The sequence below is a fragment of the Streptomyces violens genome (assembly GCF_000717745.1).
Taxonomy (GTDB): domain Bacteria; phylum Actinomycetota; class Actinomycetes; order Streptomycetales; family Streptomycetaceae; genus Streptomyces; species Streptomyces violens.
Map to the genome: position 1 here is coordinate 181,564 of NZ_JOBH01000003.1, position 14,490 is coordinate 196,053.

11 protein-coding genes are annotated in these 14,490 nt (G+C 74.0%); 7 read left to right on the forward strand and 4 right to left on the reverse strand.

The window, feature by feature from the left end; translation table 11 throughout:
* Nucleotides 1-6: 6 nt before the first annotated feature.
* The 4 genes from IF04_RS36495 to IF04_RS0107420 form a co-directional block, all read right to left on the reverse strand.
* A complete protein-coding gene (locus IF04_RS36495; RefSeq protein ID WP_051830823.1) occupies nucleotides 7-3,846 on the reverse strand; it encodes an SAV_2336 N-terminal domain-related protein in 3,840 nt (1,279 codons plus the stop codon).
* A gap of 5 nt (nucleotides 3,847-3,851) precedes the next feature.
* Nucleotides 3,852-4,751 (reverse strand): AAA family ATPase, encoded by a 900-nt coding sequence (locus IF04_RS0107410; protein WP_051830902.1) that lies wholly within the window; start codon nucleotides 4,749-4,751, stop codon nucleotides 3,852-3,854.
* 162 nt (nucleotides 4,752-4,913) lie between these two features.
* The gene (locus IF04_RS0107415; protein WP_030252667.1) at nucleotides 4,914-7,283 is read right to left on the reverse strand and encodes a VMAP-C domain-containing protein; all 2,370 of its coding nucleotides are present in this window, start codon (nucleotides 7,281-7,283) and stop codon (nucleotides 4,914-4,916) included.
* Nucleotides 7,284-7,676: a CU044_2847 family protein gene (locus IF04_RS0107420; RefSeq protein ID WP_030252669.1), complete on the reverse strand. Its 393-nt coding sequence runs from the start codon at nucleotides 7,674-7,676 to the stop codon at nucleotides 7,284-7,286.
* Nucleotides 7,677-7,841: 165 nt separating this feature from the next.
* On the opposite strand from IF04_RS0107420, the gene IF04_RS0107425 reads away from it, so the two are divergent.
* The 7 genes from IF04_RS0107425 (at nucleotide 7,842) to IF04_RS0107455 (ending at nucleotide 14,489) form a co-directional block, all read left to right on the forward strand.
* Nucleotides 7,842-8,288, forward strand: a complete 447-nt coding sequence (locus tag IF04_RS0107425) for a PaaI family thioesterase (RefSeq protein WP_030252671.1) — start codon at nucleotides 7,842-7,844, stop codon at nucleotides 8,286-8,288.
* 74 nt (nucleotides 8,289-8,362) lie between these two features.
* Nucleotides 8,363-9,136, forward strand: coding sequence for a GntR family transcriptional regulator (locus IF04_RS0107430; protein WP_037958608.1), 774 nt, complete (start codon nucleotides 8,363-8,365; stop codon nucleotides 9,134-9,136).
* A 123-nt stretch (nucleotides 9,137-9,259) separates the two neighbouring features.
* On the forward strand, nucleotides 9,260-10,258 hold the full coding sequence (locus IF04_RS0107435) for a sugar ABC transporter substrate-binding protein (RefSeq protein ID WP_030252675.1): 999 nt from the start codon (nucleotides 9,260-9,262) through the stop codon (nucleotides 10,256-10,258).
* A gap of 130 nt (nucleotides 10,259-10,388) precedes the next feature.
* Complete coding sequence (locus IF04_RS0107440; protein WP_030252677.1) at nucleotides 10,389-11,402, forward strand: sugar ABC transporter substrate-binding protein; 1,014 nt, start codon at nucleotides 10,389-10,391, stop codon at nucleotides 11,400-11,402.
* Nucleotides 11,399-12,469: an ABC transporter permease gene (locus IF04_RS0107445; RefSeq protein WP_030252679.1), complete on the forward strand. Its 1,071-nt coding sequence runs from the start codon at nucleotides 11,399-11,401 to the stop codon at nucleotides 12,467-12,469. Before IF04_RS0107440 ends, IF04_RS0107445 begins: the two co-directional genes overlap by 4 nt.
* Complete coding sequence (locus IF04_RS0107450; RefSeq protein ID WP_030252681.1) at nucleotides 12,466-13,314, forward strand: ATP-binding cassette domain-containing protein; 849 nt, start codon at nucleotides 12,466-12,468, stop codon at nucleotides 13,312-13,314. The genes IF04_RS0107445 and IF04_RS0107450 overlap by 4 nt, the downstream gene beginning before the upstream one ends.
* 194 nt (nucleotides 13,315-13,508) lie before the next feature.
* The gene (locus IF04_RS0107455) at nucleotides 13,509-14,489 is read left to right on the forward strand and encodes an NADP-dependent oxidoreductase (RefSeq protein WP_030252683.1); all 981 of its coding nucleotides are present in this window, start codon (nucleotides 13,509-13,511) and stop codon (nucleotides 14,487-14,489) included.
* The last annotated feature ends 1 nt before the right edge of the window (nucleotide 14,490 follow it).

The following is a 14,490-nucleotide window of genomic DNA, read 5'->3' on the forward strand; positions in this document are numbered from 1 at the left end:
GCTGCGTCAGCCTTCCCCGTCGTACAGCGTCGCGCGCGCCGTGCCCCAGTCGCCCGGATAGTGGCGGTCGAGTGCGGTGAGGGCGTCGGTGAGGGCCGGGGTCAGGATGCCGTACGGGTCGGTCAGGGGGTCGAAGTAGGGGTGGCCCGGCTGGGCGTCGGGGCGTGGTCGGCCGCTCGTGCCGCGGGTCGGTTCCGGGCCGAGCCAGGCGGCTGCCAGGGCCCGCGCCATCGCCGTCGGTGGGTCGTCCTGCGTGAGCGGGCGGACGAGGCGGTGGTAGCGGCGGACCGGTGAGTCGTCGGAGAAGAGGACGTAGTCGCGGACCGGCGCGCGCCGGACCAGGTCGAATGCCTCGCTCCGGGCCGTCCGGTCGGTCGTCTGCTCGAAGACCCGGGCGAGGTACGCGGCCGCCGTCGGCAGATCGCCCAGCGCCAGCGCGTGGTGCGCGGCGGCCGCGCCCTGGCCGTGGTCGCGGGCCCGCAGCCGCAGCGCGTCGTGCGCGTGCCGCCAGGTGAACGCGTCGGTCTCCGGCCGCATGGCCAGTTCGCGCAGGAGCAGGTGGCGCAGCAGCGGGTGCAGCTGGTCGTGCCGGCCGTTCTGTACGGGCGGGGTGAGCAGGCCGTGCGTACGGAAGTGGGTCAGGGCGCCCTGCGCGCGGTCGTCCGTGTCGCCCCACAGGCCCCAGGCCGTGAACGCGTGGTCCAGGTCGACCGCTGCGGCGGCCCGGGGCAGCAGCTCCCGTACCTCCTCGGGGACGTCCCGCAGCAGCGTGTGCAGCAGGTCGCCCGCGAAGTCCCAGCCCGTGCCCTCGGGCAGCGGCCCGGCCGGCGTGAGCAGCCGGCGCAGCCGGTACGCCCAGTCGGTGTCCGCGGGGAACCGGGGCAGCGCGTCCAGGAGCGCGGCGACCGCGCCGGGGTGGCCGCGCGTCACGTCGTGCACGAGGCGGCCGAGCCAGGCGGCCGGGCGCGCGACGGGCGGCCGGGGCAGGCCGCGAGTGCCGCCGAGCGTTTCCGCCGCCAGCTCGGTGACCTCGGCCAGGGACAGTCCGCCGAGCTGGGCGACGACCAGGTCGTCGGCCGTCCGGTTCTCCTGGCGATGCGTCAGTCGCCAGTTGGTGAGCTGGAAGCGCAGGTCGGGCCCGGCCAGTTGCTCCGGGTCGACCTGCCGGGGCACGGTCCCGGCGGTGGCCACGGCCAGCAGCGGGTCCCAGGCCGGGGTGACGCCGCTGTCCAGCGCCCGGGCATGGGCCAGCCCCTGCAGGAACTCCTCGCCCACCGGGCAGTCGGCGTTGTCCAGCAGGAGCAGGCAGTGCGTGGTGCGTCGCCGGACGGAGCCGGAGCCGTAGGCCGTCCGCAGGTCCGAGAGCAGCGCGCGCAGCAGTACTTCGTCCACGGTCCCGCTGTACGCCGGGAGGCCCGCGAGCTGCCGCCGCAGGTAGCGCAGCAGGTCACGGGCGCTGCCGCCGCTGCGCCGTGCGACGCCGGCCAGTGCCCGCTCCAGGTGCCGCAGCCGCAGCCGTGGTTCACCGGCCAGCCGCATTACGGCGCCTACGCCGGGCGGCGGTGGTGCGTCCCCGAGCGCGTCCAGACTGCTCTGCAGCCCGGCCCGGACGGCAGCGGGCACGTCGCCGAGCGGGAAGCGGCCCAGCACGCCGCGCACCGACTCCGCCAGCTCCCGTCCGGCACGCGGCGTGGGCGCGAGGGCGAACGCGAGGAGCAGCCCGGCGAAGGCCGGGAAGGCGAGTGCGGGATGCCGGGCGGTGTCCCGGTGGAACTGCCCGGCCGCCTCCAGGGCCACGTCGGTGATCGAGGTGTAGGCGCCGTCCAGGTCCAGCCAGGCCAGCGGCGCGTCCAGCTCCTGGGCGCGGGCCGAGAGCTGCCGCAGCAGGGTGGTCTTGCCGCCGCCCGGCGGCCCGAGGAAGAGGTAGGCGGGCAGCTCGCTGTGGGCGTGCGGGTCGCGGTGGAGCGCGTCCAGTACCGCCGCCTTCAGCGCCTTCTCGCCGCGCGCCCCGGCCGGGGCGGCGGCAGCGGGCCAGGGCGCGGGGGAGCCGCCGTCGGGGACGCGGGGGCCGGGCAGGACGCCGGGTACCGGCGCCCGGCCGGCCGTGGCCGGCGTGGCCGCTGCCGCCGCGGCCGCCGTCGTCCTGGGCGACGCGATCCGCGCGGCCACCGGAAGCTCGGCGACCGTCGCCGCCCGGCGCGGCCCCGCCGCGTCCGCCCGCCCGATCCCCAGCCGTACCAGCAGCGCGTCGTTCACCCAGGCGAACGCCCTGGCGTGGTCCGGCAGCCGGTCCGGGCCCGCCGGGTGGGAGAGCCAGGCGGGGAAGTCCGGGGAACGGCCGACCAGTTCGTCCATCCGGCGGCCCACCGTCAAGCCGGTCTCCAGCAGTTCGGCGGTGGGGACGGTGTCGAACAGTATGGCCTTCGTCGCCGCGGAGAAGTCGAACTGCCGCAGCCGCTCGGGGACGTCGTGCGCGGCCGGGGGCGGCACGGCGCGCAGCAGCCCGCCGGAGAACACCTCGGCGAGATGCGCGGTCTCGGCGGGCCAGGACACCGATTCCTGCACCAGCCGCATGGCCGGTACGGACACCGGCGCGAGCGCCGCGAGATGGGCGGCGAGGCGGTACGCCTCGGGCGAGACGGTGTCGCGGAACCGCAGCACGGCGGCGGTCGCCGCGTCGGTGCCGGGTGGCGGCGCGGGTGTCGCGGCGGCGTCCGCGCCCAGGTCGCCGGCGGCCGCGGGCGCGGTGCGCAGCAGGGGGAGTACGGCCGTGCCGCCGGGCGAGGCGACCAGCCGCGCCCACTCCGCGACGGAGGCGGGGCGCGGCGCGAGGACGGGGATCGGCACGCCGCGGAAGGACGCCAGCTCGGGCGGCAGGCCCGAGGCGGTGACCTGCCAGGTCGCGTTCGCCGAGGCCCGGCCCCGGGTGGTCACCTCCCAGCGGTCGGCGCGTACGCCCGAGCCCTTCCAGAGCTGTGGCGGCAGGACTTGGAGCACTGCGGTGGGCCCGCAGCGGCCCCACCCGGCAAGTACGTCCGCCATCCGGCCGCCGCGCCACGCCGAGCCGATGCCGTCGGTCACGACCAGCACCATCGTGGCGCCGGAGGGGTCCGCGAGGACCGCCGGGTCGCCGTTGGCCGGGCCGTCGCCAAAAGGGCTGCTGCGCAGGGCGGGCCGCCCGCCGCCGCGGGTGTGCAGCCCGTACACCCGCACGTCGCGGAAGGCGCCGAGCCGTTCCAGTACGCCGCGCAGCTCGCCGCAGAGCCGCTGCCACAGCAGCATCGACGTGCCGTCGTCGATGACCAGCGCCAGGTCCAGCCAGCGTTCGCGGGCGGGCAGGATCGCCACGTCCGGGAGCCCGGTCTCGGCCATCGCGTCGACCGTCGCGGCCTCGTCGACCTCGGTACGGACCGGGCTGGGGCGCTGCTGCTGGAGCGGGCGCAGGGCGCGGGAGAGGGCGAGCGCGTCGGTGACGGCCTTGCCCTCGGGGGCGCGTACGGACACGGCCGGGCGGCCGCCGTCCCGGTCGGGGGAGGTGGTGCGGAGCGAGCCGCCGTGCAGGCCGTGCCCGGCGTCCGGGCGGCGGGGCGCGCGGGCGGGCGCCTGGGGGCGGGCCTCGCGGCCGGGGGAGCGGGAGGGCAGCACCGGCTCCCCGTCCGGCGCCTCGAGCTCCGACGGGTCGTCCGGCTCCGGCGGCGCCGTCCCGTTCTCCGGCTCGGGGGCCGGCGCCGCGGCCGCTTCGTCCGGTGCGGGCAGCCGGGTGGCCAGCCAGAGCGCGTCCAGCAACTCCTGCGGCGACAGCTCCACTCCGCTGTCGCTCAGGATGCGGCGGGCCCGCTCCGGCATCGTGGTTACACCGTCCCGCCGAGCCGGTGCAGCACGGCCTTGCGTACCGCCTCGGCGTCGATGTCCACGCCGCCCGCGCGCAGGAAGACGGCGTTCAGCAGCTGGTCGGTGGCCAGTTCGCCGAGCGCGCGGCGGTTCAGGAACGCGGTGAGCAGGTCGTCGACCTCGGGCAGGATGTCCGGGCCGAGGTGGGCCGCGATGATCTCGCGCAGCCGGGTCTCGTCCGGGTCGGGCAGGTCGAGGCGGACGCAGCGGCGCAGGAAGGCGGGCGGGAAGTCCCGCTCACCGTTGCTGGTGATCACCACGACCGGGAACTCCCGGCAGCGGACCCGGCCGCGGTGCACCGGCTCGGTCGCGCCCGGATCGGCGGTGAGCACGTCCACATCGGCCTGGTCCTCGGGCAGCCGGGCCAGCTCCGGGATCTCGAACTCGCCGCTCTCGAAGACCGCGAGCAGGTCGTTGGGCAGGTCCACATCGCCCTTGTCCAGCTCGTCGACGAGCAGCACGCGCGGCCGGTCGCGGGGCGCGAGGGCGGTGCCGAGCGGCCCGAGCCGGACGAACGTACCGATGTGCGGCTCCGGTTCGTCCCGGTCGCGGCGGAGCGACGCCTCGCGCAGCCGGCCCACCGCGTCGTACCGGTACAGCGCGTCCTGCAGCGTGGCGCGGCTGTTGACCGGCCAGTGCAGCACCCGGCCGAGCGACAGCTCGTGCGCGATGGCCTGCGCGAGCGAGGACTTGCCCGTGCCGGGATGGCCGGTGACCAGCAGCGGGCGGCGCAGGTGCAGCGCGGCGCTCACCACGTCGGCCTGCTCCGGGCCGATCAGATACGGGCCGCCGCCCGGCCCGGCGGCGGATGTCTCCCTGCGCGCGTGCCCGAAGCGGCGCCAGGGCGGCGCCTCGGGCATCGCGGGCCGGCGGGCCCGGCCGTCGCCGCGGAAGAGCCGCCAGCCGTCCGCGCCGCCGGTGCCGCGGTCGTCGGCGGGTCTTCCGGGGCCGGGGACGGCGGCGTCCGGGGCCTCGCGGGGGTCGGCGGGTGCGTTCTCGGTGCTCATGGCTCCCTGGACTTCCTACAGTTCCGCTCGCTCGGAAGGGTCGGTCAGCTGCGCGGTCAGCGGCAGTGGGCGGCCCGGATCGTCCCACACCAGGACCGGACGGGCACGGTGCTCGTCGGGGGAGCGGCGGGCCTTGGCCCGGTACTCCCGTACGGCTTCGGGCAGTTGGTGCACCCGCGAGGGCGGGTCGAGCGCGAAGAGCCGGCCGCTGTCGGCCGCGTGCTCCCCGCGGTCCCACAGCAGTACCGGTACCCCGCAGGCCAGGCACCATGTGGCGGTCCTGGCGCGGGTGCCGTGCGGGGTGCCGATCACCACGACGGACGCGTCCAGGTCCTCGTCGAGCAGCCCGGCCACCCGGCCCGGGTCGTCGTGCGCCGCGTCCAGCCGCACCGCGCCCTTCTTGCCCAGCGCCCGCCACCGGCGCCGCCACACGCCGTCGCTGTCGGCCAGCCGCCGGATGCTGGGGCAGCGCAGCACCATCGGATAGCGGGTGCCGACGACCTTGGGCGGCAGCGGTCCCTCGCCCGCGGCGTCCAGGGAGTCCAGGTCGATCTCCAGATCGCCGTGTTCCACGATCAGTTCGACGGCCGGCCAGGCCTGCCCGACCGAGGCGCCGGCCAGCCGGTCCAGGTGCTTGTGCAGCACCTTGACGATCTCGGCCGGGGACAGCGGGTCGGCGCCCGCACCGGCCGCGGGCTGCAGCCGGCCGTCGCCCACATCCGTCCAGAACCCCACGTCGTACCGGCGGGTGCGGCCGTGGCCCGTGCCGCCGGTCAGCTCCACGACCAGCCGCGGCGGTGCGCTCACCGCGGACTGCGCCCACTGGTCGGCGTCGGCGCGCCGGTCGGCGAGGGTGGCTGCGTCGATGCCGAGGTGGCCCGCCATCCGCTCGTTCCACAGCCGCAGTTCGGTGCGCTGGGCGAGCGGGCTGCCGAGCGCCGCGACGAACTCCACCGCGCGCAGCAGCGCCGGTACGCCCGGTGTACCCGCCGGCACCTGCCGCCCGTCGCCCGCGCGGCTCTCCAGCGCGGTCACCCAGTGCCGCGCGTACGCGGCGAAGACCTTCGGGTCGCTGAGCCCCGTACCGTCCACCACCTCGTCCGGCAGCGGATACGGGAACGCGCTGCGGGTGGCCTCGGGGACCCGCCGCCGGACGTCGTCGGGGAGCGTGCCGAGCAGTTGCAGCAGCGCCTGCTCCTCCCAGGGGGACATCCAGCGGTCCGTCAGGCGCGGGGTGAGCCGGGCCAGGTCGCGCAGCGCGCGGGCGTTCGCCGGGTCGTACGGCGCGAGGACCTCGGCGAGCGCGGGCACCGCCCGGTCGACGGTCAGCAGGACCTCCGTCCACTCCTCCAGGGTGGGCAGCGAGCCGTCCTCGGGGTGCGGCAGCCGGCACCGCTCGGCGAAGCGCGCCGCGTGCTTGCGGACGTGTGCCTCGTCGGGCAGCGCGCGGTCCAGCAGTACCCGCAGGTCCTCGCGGAGCCGGTCGGGGGTGCGCTGCTGCGGTACCGGGTCCGCGCAGTCCGCGAGCAGCGCGCGGGCGCCCGCGGCGATCAGCTCCTCCTTGATGACCTGCCAGGAGAACGACCAGCTCAGCCGGGTGGTCATGGCGGGATCGTAGGGCCCGGTCCCGTGCGTGACCATGGCGGCGACCAGCCCGACCGCGCGGTGGTCGTCCACCGACCAGACCGGGCCGCCGCTGTAACCGCCGCGGATCGCCGCGCCGGTGGGCCGCCCGTGCACATAGCCGATGCCGCCCTCGCAGGAGACGATCCGGCCGTACGCGGTGTGCTCGGGGTCGCCGGTGCCGTAGCGGGCGCGGACGGTCCGGTCGCCGGTCATGGCGGTCCAGCGGGGCGGGGTGACGCCGGGCGGCGGATCGCCGGTCAGCTCCAGTACGGCGAGGTCGCCGCGCCAGCGCCGGGCGCCGGGCGGCACGGGGGAGTGCCGCTCGGGGAACTGCTCGTCCCGCGGCGGTATCCAGTGGGTCAGCCGGGCGGTGCCGCGGGCGTCGTGCGTGGCGCCGGGGAAGCCCACCGTCAGCTCCACCGCGCCGGGGTGGGAGTGCTCCAGCCGGTCCCGGCCGGCCGCGAGGTTGACGACGTGGGCGCAAGTGAGGACGTGCCGCGGGGTGAGGCAGACGCCGGCGCCGACCGTGCGGACGCCGCTGCTGGGCGCCGCCGCGAGGGGACTCGGGTCGTACGTGCCGAGCGCGCCGCCGCCGAGCGGGGTGGCGGCGAAGGGACGGACGGCGGACGGGGGCGGCACGGGCGGCTGTCCGCCGTCCGCCGGGGCGAAGTCCGTCCCGTACACCGTGACCAGCCCGGCCCGCTCGTCCGGCGTCGCGTCCTCACCGGTGCCCTCGGCGCCGGCGCCGAACCACCGCACTCAGCCCTCCTGGGATGCGGTGTCCGGCAGCTGCCAGCTCGCGGTGATCTTCATGGCGGCCTGCGTGCTGCCCCCGGCGATGCCGAGCTTGAGGTCCTGCCCGATCTGCACGCCGAACTCCACGGACAGCTCCTGCGGCGGATTCTCCGTGCGTACGACGGAGTCGTGCACCTCCTGGAGCAGGGGCCCGAGCGGGCTGAGCACCGCGCGCAGCCCGTCCCCGGCGAGCGCGGCCACCCGCTCGCGGGCCCGGCCCACGGGCTCGACGGTGCCGGCCCCGTCGGGCAGATCCGGACGGGCGGCGGGCACGGCGGGCGCGGGCGTCCCGACGGGGGCGAGGGCGAGGCGGACCAACGTGCGGTCGGACAGTTGCAGTTCGGCGTACTCCGGCATCCGCCCATTGTGCCGTCTGTGCACCCTGTGGCCACCCGTTTCTCCCGATCGGGGCGCGCCGAAGCGGCGCCTGACCAGGGGTCAGGGGCGGGCGGGCTGCCGTACGCCGGTGCAGAAACGTACCGTTGGGCCGCCGAGCGAACACGGAACGGGGAGGCGCCCACCATGGCCGAGGACACCACCACCATCGGGCTCGATCTCGAAAGGGCCCGGCAGTCGCTCGCCGCGCAGCCGTTCAGCGCTCTGCTGGGCGCGCGGATCACGGCGTACGGCGACGGCGGCGCGACGCTGGAGCTGGACGTACGCGCCGAACTGGAGCAGCAGCACGGCTTCCTGCACGGCGGGGTGCTCTCGTACGCGGCCGACAACGCGCTCACCTTCGCGGCCGGGACGGCGCTGGGTCCGGCGATCGTGACCGGCGGTTTCTCGATCCAGTACCTGCGCCCGGCGCGCGGGCGGCTGCTGCGGGCGCGGGCCGAGGTGGTGCACGCGGGGCGCCGACAGGCGGTCTGCCGCTGCGACCTCATGGTGACCGACGGCGACGGTACGGAGACGCTGTGCGCGGTGGCCCAGGGCACGGTGATGGCGCTGAACGGACAGGCTCCGAAGTAATGCCAGTACATAATGTCCGGACAATGTGACCTCTGGACTTCCCGTCATGAGGATGGGCGGATACGCTCGGCCGCGTGGGGAAACACGAAGCAGTCACCGAGGGCGCCGAGGGCCCTGTCCAGTTCAGCGTCGACCGGAGCAGCCCGGTCCCGCTGTACTTCCAGCTGTCCCAGCAGCTGGAGGCCGCGATCGAGACCGGCAAGCTGGCCCCGGGCAGCCTGCTCGGCAACGAGATCGAGCTCGCGGGACGGCTGGGCCTGTCCCGGCCGACCGTCCGGCAGGCCATCCAGTCGCTGGTGGACAAGGGACTGCTCGTCCGCCGCCGCGGCATCGGCACCCAGGTCGTGCACAGCCAGGTCAAGCGTCCGCTGGAGCTGAGCAGCCTCTACGACGACCTGGAGGCGGCCGGCCAGAAGCCGGCCACGAAGGTACTGCTGAACACCACCACCGAGGCCACCGCCGAGGTCGCCGCGGCGCTCGGCGTCGCCGAGGGCGAGGAGGTCGCGCTCGTCGAGCGGCTCCGGCTCACGCACGGCGAGCCCATGGCCCACCTGCGCAATCACCTCCCGCTCGGGCTGATCGAGCTGGAGACCGCACAGCTGGAGAGCACCGGCCTGTACCGCCTGATGCGCAACGCCGGGATCACCCTGCACAGCGCCCGGCAGGCGGTCGGCGCGCGGGTCGCCGACGCGGCGGAGGCCGAGCGGCTGGCCGAGGAGGAGGGCGCCCCGCTGCTCACGATGCAGCGCACGACGTTCGACGACACGGGCCGCGCCGTCGAATTCGGCTCGCACGTCTACCGCGCCTCGCGCTACGCCTTCGAGTTCCAGCTCCTCGTGCGGCCCTGAGTCCGGCGCAGTCTCGGCCCCGGCGCGTACGAATGTTCTGACAAACCATTGACGCGGCTCGTCACGCGCCGCTAGAACTCCTCCAGCCGCAACCGGGCGGCGGGGGAGCGAAGGCGGTCCACGATGCGTACCGTACGAAAAGTCCGCGCCGTCGCGGCGGTCCTGGCAGCGCTCGCCCTCGCCGCCGGCTGCAGCGGCTCCGGCGGCAAGCAGTCCGAGGAGGACGCCGCGTCCGGTGCCTCCGGGAAGGCCGCCGGCACGCCCCGCATGACCATCGGCATGGTCAGTCACTCCGGCGAGGGCGACACCTTCTGGGACATCGTCCAGACCGGCGCCGAGCAGGCGGCGAAGAAGGACAACGTGAAATTTCTCTACGCCAATGACAAGGAGGGGTCGCGCCAGGCCGAGCTGGTCCGCAGCATGACCGACCAGAAGGTCGACGGGCTGATCGTGACGCTCGCCAAGCCGCAGGCCCTGCAGTCGGCGGTCCGGGCAGCCGTGAAGGCCGGGATCCCGGTGATCACCATCAACTCCGGCGGCGAGTACTCCCGCCAGTACGGCGCCCTCACCCACATCGGCCAGGACGAGACCGTCGCGGGCCAAGCGGTCGGCGACGAGCTGACCGAGCGCGGCCGCGAGAAGGCGCTCTGCGTCATCCACGAGCAGGGCAACGTCTCCCTGGAGGACCGCTGCGCCGGGGTGAAGAAAGCTTTCGACGGTACGGTCGAGAATCTCAACGTCGACGGGACGAACGCGCCGTCCTCGCAGTCCTCCATCGAGGCGAAGCTCCAGTCGGACAAGAGCATCGACGCGATCGTCACGCTCGGCGCACCCATGGCGGCCATCTCGGTCAAGGCCCGGGAGCAGGCCGGCAGCGCCGCGCAGATCGCGACCTTCGACCTGAACGCCGCCGTGGTGAAGAGCCTCAAGGCGAAGGACATCACCTTCGCCGTCGACCAGCAGCCCTACCTCCAGGGGTACGAAGCGGTCGATCTGCTCTGGCTGAACCGGACCAATGCGAACGTACTGGGCGGCGGCCGCCCGGTGCTCACCGGCCCGGCGGTCGTCACCGGCAAGGACGTGCCGGAGCTGGAGAAGTACACCGCTCGCGGGACCCGCTGACCCCGGGACCAGCACGCATAACGGATACTTGGCGGTTGGGCCCGATCCGTCGGGCCCACGGAATGACTACGGACAGTGAGATCCGCAGGATCCCATCGATTCAGCGATCCAACGAGAAGGGCACGACCTCGTGGCAAGGGTTCGGACAGGGGCACGCGCGCTGGGCGCCGTGCTGGCAGGGGTGCTCGGCCTGGCCCTGGCGGGCTGCAGCGCCACCGGCGGCAAGCGGGCCGAGGAGGCGCGCGAGGCGCAGGTGGCCGGCGGCCGGGCGGCCGTGAACACCCCGAAGTGGACCTTCGCCATGGTCAGCCACTCGGGCGACGGCGACACCTTCTGGGACATCGTGCAGAACGGTGCCAAGCAGGCCGCCGCCAAGGACAACATCAAGTTCGTCTACGGGCACGACAAGGAGGGCAGCCGGCAGGCGCAGCTCGTCCAGTCCTACATCGACCAGAAGGTCGACGGGCTGATCGTCACGCTCGCCAAGCCGGACGCCATGAAGGGCGCACTGGCCAAGGCCGAGAAGGCCGGCATCCCGGTGATCACCGTGAACTCCGGCTCCGAGGTCTCCGAGAAGTACGGCGCGCTCACCCACGTCGGCCAGGACGAGTCGATCGCCGGCGAGGCGGTCGGCGAGGAGCTGAACAAGCGCCACAAGAAGAAGGCCCTGTGCGTCCTGCACGAGCAGGGCAACGTCGGTCACGAGCAGCGCTGCGACGGCGCGCAGAAGACCTTCGAGGGCACGATGAAGAAGCTGTACGTCGAGGGCACGAACATGCCCGACGTGCAGTCCTCCATCGAGTCCCAGCTCCAGGCCGATCCGAAGATCGACTCCGTGGTCACGCTCGGCGCACCCTTCGCCGCCACCGCCGCGAAGGCCAAGGACCAGGCGAACAGCAAGGCCGAGATCGACACCTTCGACCTGAACGCGCAGGTCGCCGACGGGCTGCGGGACGGCTCGCTCGGCTTCGCCGTCGACCAGCAGCCCTACCTCCAGGGCTACCAGGCGGTGGACCTGCTCTGGCTGTACAAGTACAACTCCGACGTCCTCGGCGGCGGCCGTCCCGTCCTCACCGGACCCCAGGTGGTCACCAAGAAGGACGCCGGCGCGCTGGCCGAATACACGAAGCGGGGGACCCGATGAGCACCGCCGCACCGCCTGCGGAACCGCAACCCACGAAGCCGACCGAGGGCCCGGACGAGCGTCTTGTGCACCGCTCGCTCGCCCGCCGCCTGATGGGCCGCCCCGAGCTGGGCGCGGTGGTCGGCGCGATCGCCGTCTTCCTGTTCTTCTCCTTCGCGGCCGACACCTTCCTGCAGGCGGACAGCCTCTCGACGGTGCTGTACGCGTCCTCGACGATCGGCATCATGGCCGTACCGGTCGCGCTGCTGATGATCGGCGGCGAGTTCGATCTGTCGGCCGGCGTGATGGTCGTCAGCTCGGCGCTGATCTCCTCGATGTTCAGCTACCAGATGACGGCGAACACCTGGGTGGGCGTCGGGGTGTCCCTGCTGGTCACCCTCGCCATCGGGGTCTTCAACGGCTTCCTGCTGACCCGGACGAAGCTGCCCAGCTTCATCATCACGCTCGGCACGTTCTTCATGCTGACCGGCCTGAACCTCGGTTTCACCAAGCTGATCAGCGGCACGGTCTCCACGAAGTCCATCGCCGACATGGAAGGCTTCGAGTCGGCCCGGGTGCTCTTCGCCTCCCACCTCACGATCGGCGGCGTGGACATCCAGGTCACCATCCTGTGGTGGATCGCACTGATCGCGCTGGCCACCTGGATCCTGCTGCGCACCCGCGTCGGCAACTGGATCTTCGCGGTGGGCGGCAACGCGGACGCGGCCCGCGCGGTCGGCGTCCCGGTCATCAAGACCAAGATCGGCCTGTACATGGGCGTCGCCTTCGCCGCCTGGATCTCCGGCCAGCACCTGCTGTTCTCCTACGACGCGATCCAGTCCGGCGACGGCGTCGGCAACGAGTTCCTCTACATCATCGCGGCGGCCGTCGGCGGCTGCCTGATGACCGGCGGCTACGGCTCGGCGATCGGCGCCGCCGTCGGCGCCTTCATCTTCGGCATGACCAGCAAGGGCATCGTGTACGCCCAGTGGAACCCGGACTGGTACAAGTTCTTCCTCGGCGCGATGCTGCTGCTCGCCACGCTGCTGAACGCCTGGGTACGCAAGCGCGCGGAGGCGAGCAAATGAGTACCGCGACCGACCGTGAGCCGCGCACCGAAGCGGGCACGCCGCTCGTCGAGCTGAGCGACGTCAGCAAGTACTACGGCAACGTCAAGGCCCTGGAAGGGGTCTCGCTGGAGGTGCACGCGGGGGAGATCTCCTGCGTGCTCGGCGACAACGGCGCCGGCAAGTCCACCCTCATCAAGATCATCGCGGGGCTGCACCAGCACGACGCCGGCTCCTTCACGATCGAGGGCGAGGAGGCCCGGCTCTCCTCCCCGCGCGAGGCCCTGGACCGCGGCATCGCCACCGTCTACCAGGACCTCGCCGTCGTCCCCCTGATGCCGGTCTGGCGGAACTTCTTCCTCGGCTCCGAGCCGACGAAGGGGTTCGGCCCCTTCAAGCACCTCGACGCCCGCGCGATGCGCGAGATCACCCGCTCCGAGCTGCTGCGGATGGGCATCGACCTGCGCGACGTGGACCAGCCGATCGGCACCCTCTCCGGCGGCGAGCGGCAGTGTGTGGCCATTGCCCGCGCCGTCTACTTCGGCGCGAAGGTCCTGGTACTGGACGAGCCGACCGCGGCGCTCGGCGTCAAGCAGTCCGGCGTGGTCCTCAAGTACGTCGCCGCCGCCCGGGACGCGGGCCTCGGCGTCGTGCTGATCACCCACAACCCGCACCACGCCTACCTCGTCGGCGACCGCTTCGTCCTCCTCAAGCGCGGCACGATGGCCGGCAGCCACCTCAAGTCGGAGATCGCCCTGGAGGAGCTGACCCGCCAGATGGCCGGCGGCAGCGAGCTGGAGCAGCTCAGCCACGAACTGGAGCGCGCGCAGGGCCCGGAGCACCTCGGCGGCCACCCGATGCACTGAGGTCACTCCTGCGCTGAGGCCACTCCTGCACTGCGGCCGCGGGGCGTACGGGTGCCGGTGGCCGGGTACGGGTGCGGCGCGCGGGACGGCTTCCGCGGGGGCGCCGGTCCCCGGCGGTAGCTTCGCCGGTACGGGGGTCAGCGGACCCCGCGGCGCGCCCGCGCCGAGTACGCCACACGCACAGGAGGCACGACATGACCAGCGCCCCGAGCGGCGAGACCACCATGCGCGCGATCATCCAGGACGCGCTCGGCGGACCGGACGTCCTGCGGATGTCCGAGGTGGCGCGGCCGGAGCCGCTGCCGACCGAGGTGCTGGTGCGGGTGCACGCCGCGGGCGTGAACCCGATCGACTGGAAGACCCGCCAGAGCGGCGGCCTCGGCGTCCTCGGCGATCCGCCGTTCACCGTCGGCTGGGACGTCTCCGGCGTGGTCGAGGCGGTCGGCTTTGGCGTGCACACCCTCGCCGTGGGCGACGAGGTGTACGGGATGCCGTGGTTCCCGCGCGAGGCCGGCGCGTACGCCGAGTACGTCACCGCCCCCTCCCGGCAGTTCGCCCGCAAGCCCGCCCTGCTCAACCACGAGCACGCCGCCGCCGTGCCGCTGGCCGCGCTCACCGCCTGGCAGACGCTGGTCGACGCGGCCCAGGTGACCGCCGGGCAGCGGGTGCTGGTCCACGCGGCGGCCGGTGGCGTCGGCCACTTCGCCGTGCAGCTCGCCAAGCACCTCGGCGCCCACGTCATCGGCACCGCGAGCGCCGCCAAGCACGACTGGCTGCGCAGGCTGGGCGCCGACGAGCTGGTCGACTACACGGCCGTACGGTTCGAGGACGAGATCCGGGACGTCGATGTGGTCATCGACCTGGTCGGCGACGACAAGGACGACACCAGCACCCGGTCGCTGGGCACGCTCCGCTCCGGCGGTCTGCTGATCGCCGTGCCTTCCGGTGTCGCGCCCGAGCTGGCGGACACCGCCCGCCAGCTCGGTCTGCGGGCGTGCGGCTTCCTCGTGGAGCCGGACGGCGCGGCCCTCACGAAGATCGCCGAGCTGATCGACAAGGGCGTGGTCAAGGCCGAGGTGGAGGACGTCCTTCCCCTGGAACACGCCGCCGAGGCGCACCGCCGCGGCGAACAGGGCCGCACCAGCGGCAAGCTCGTCCTGAAGGTACGGGACTGAC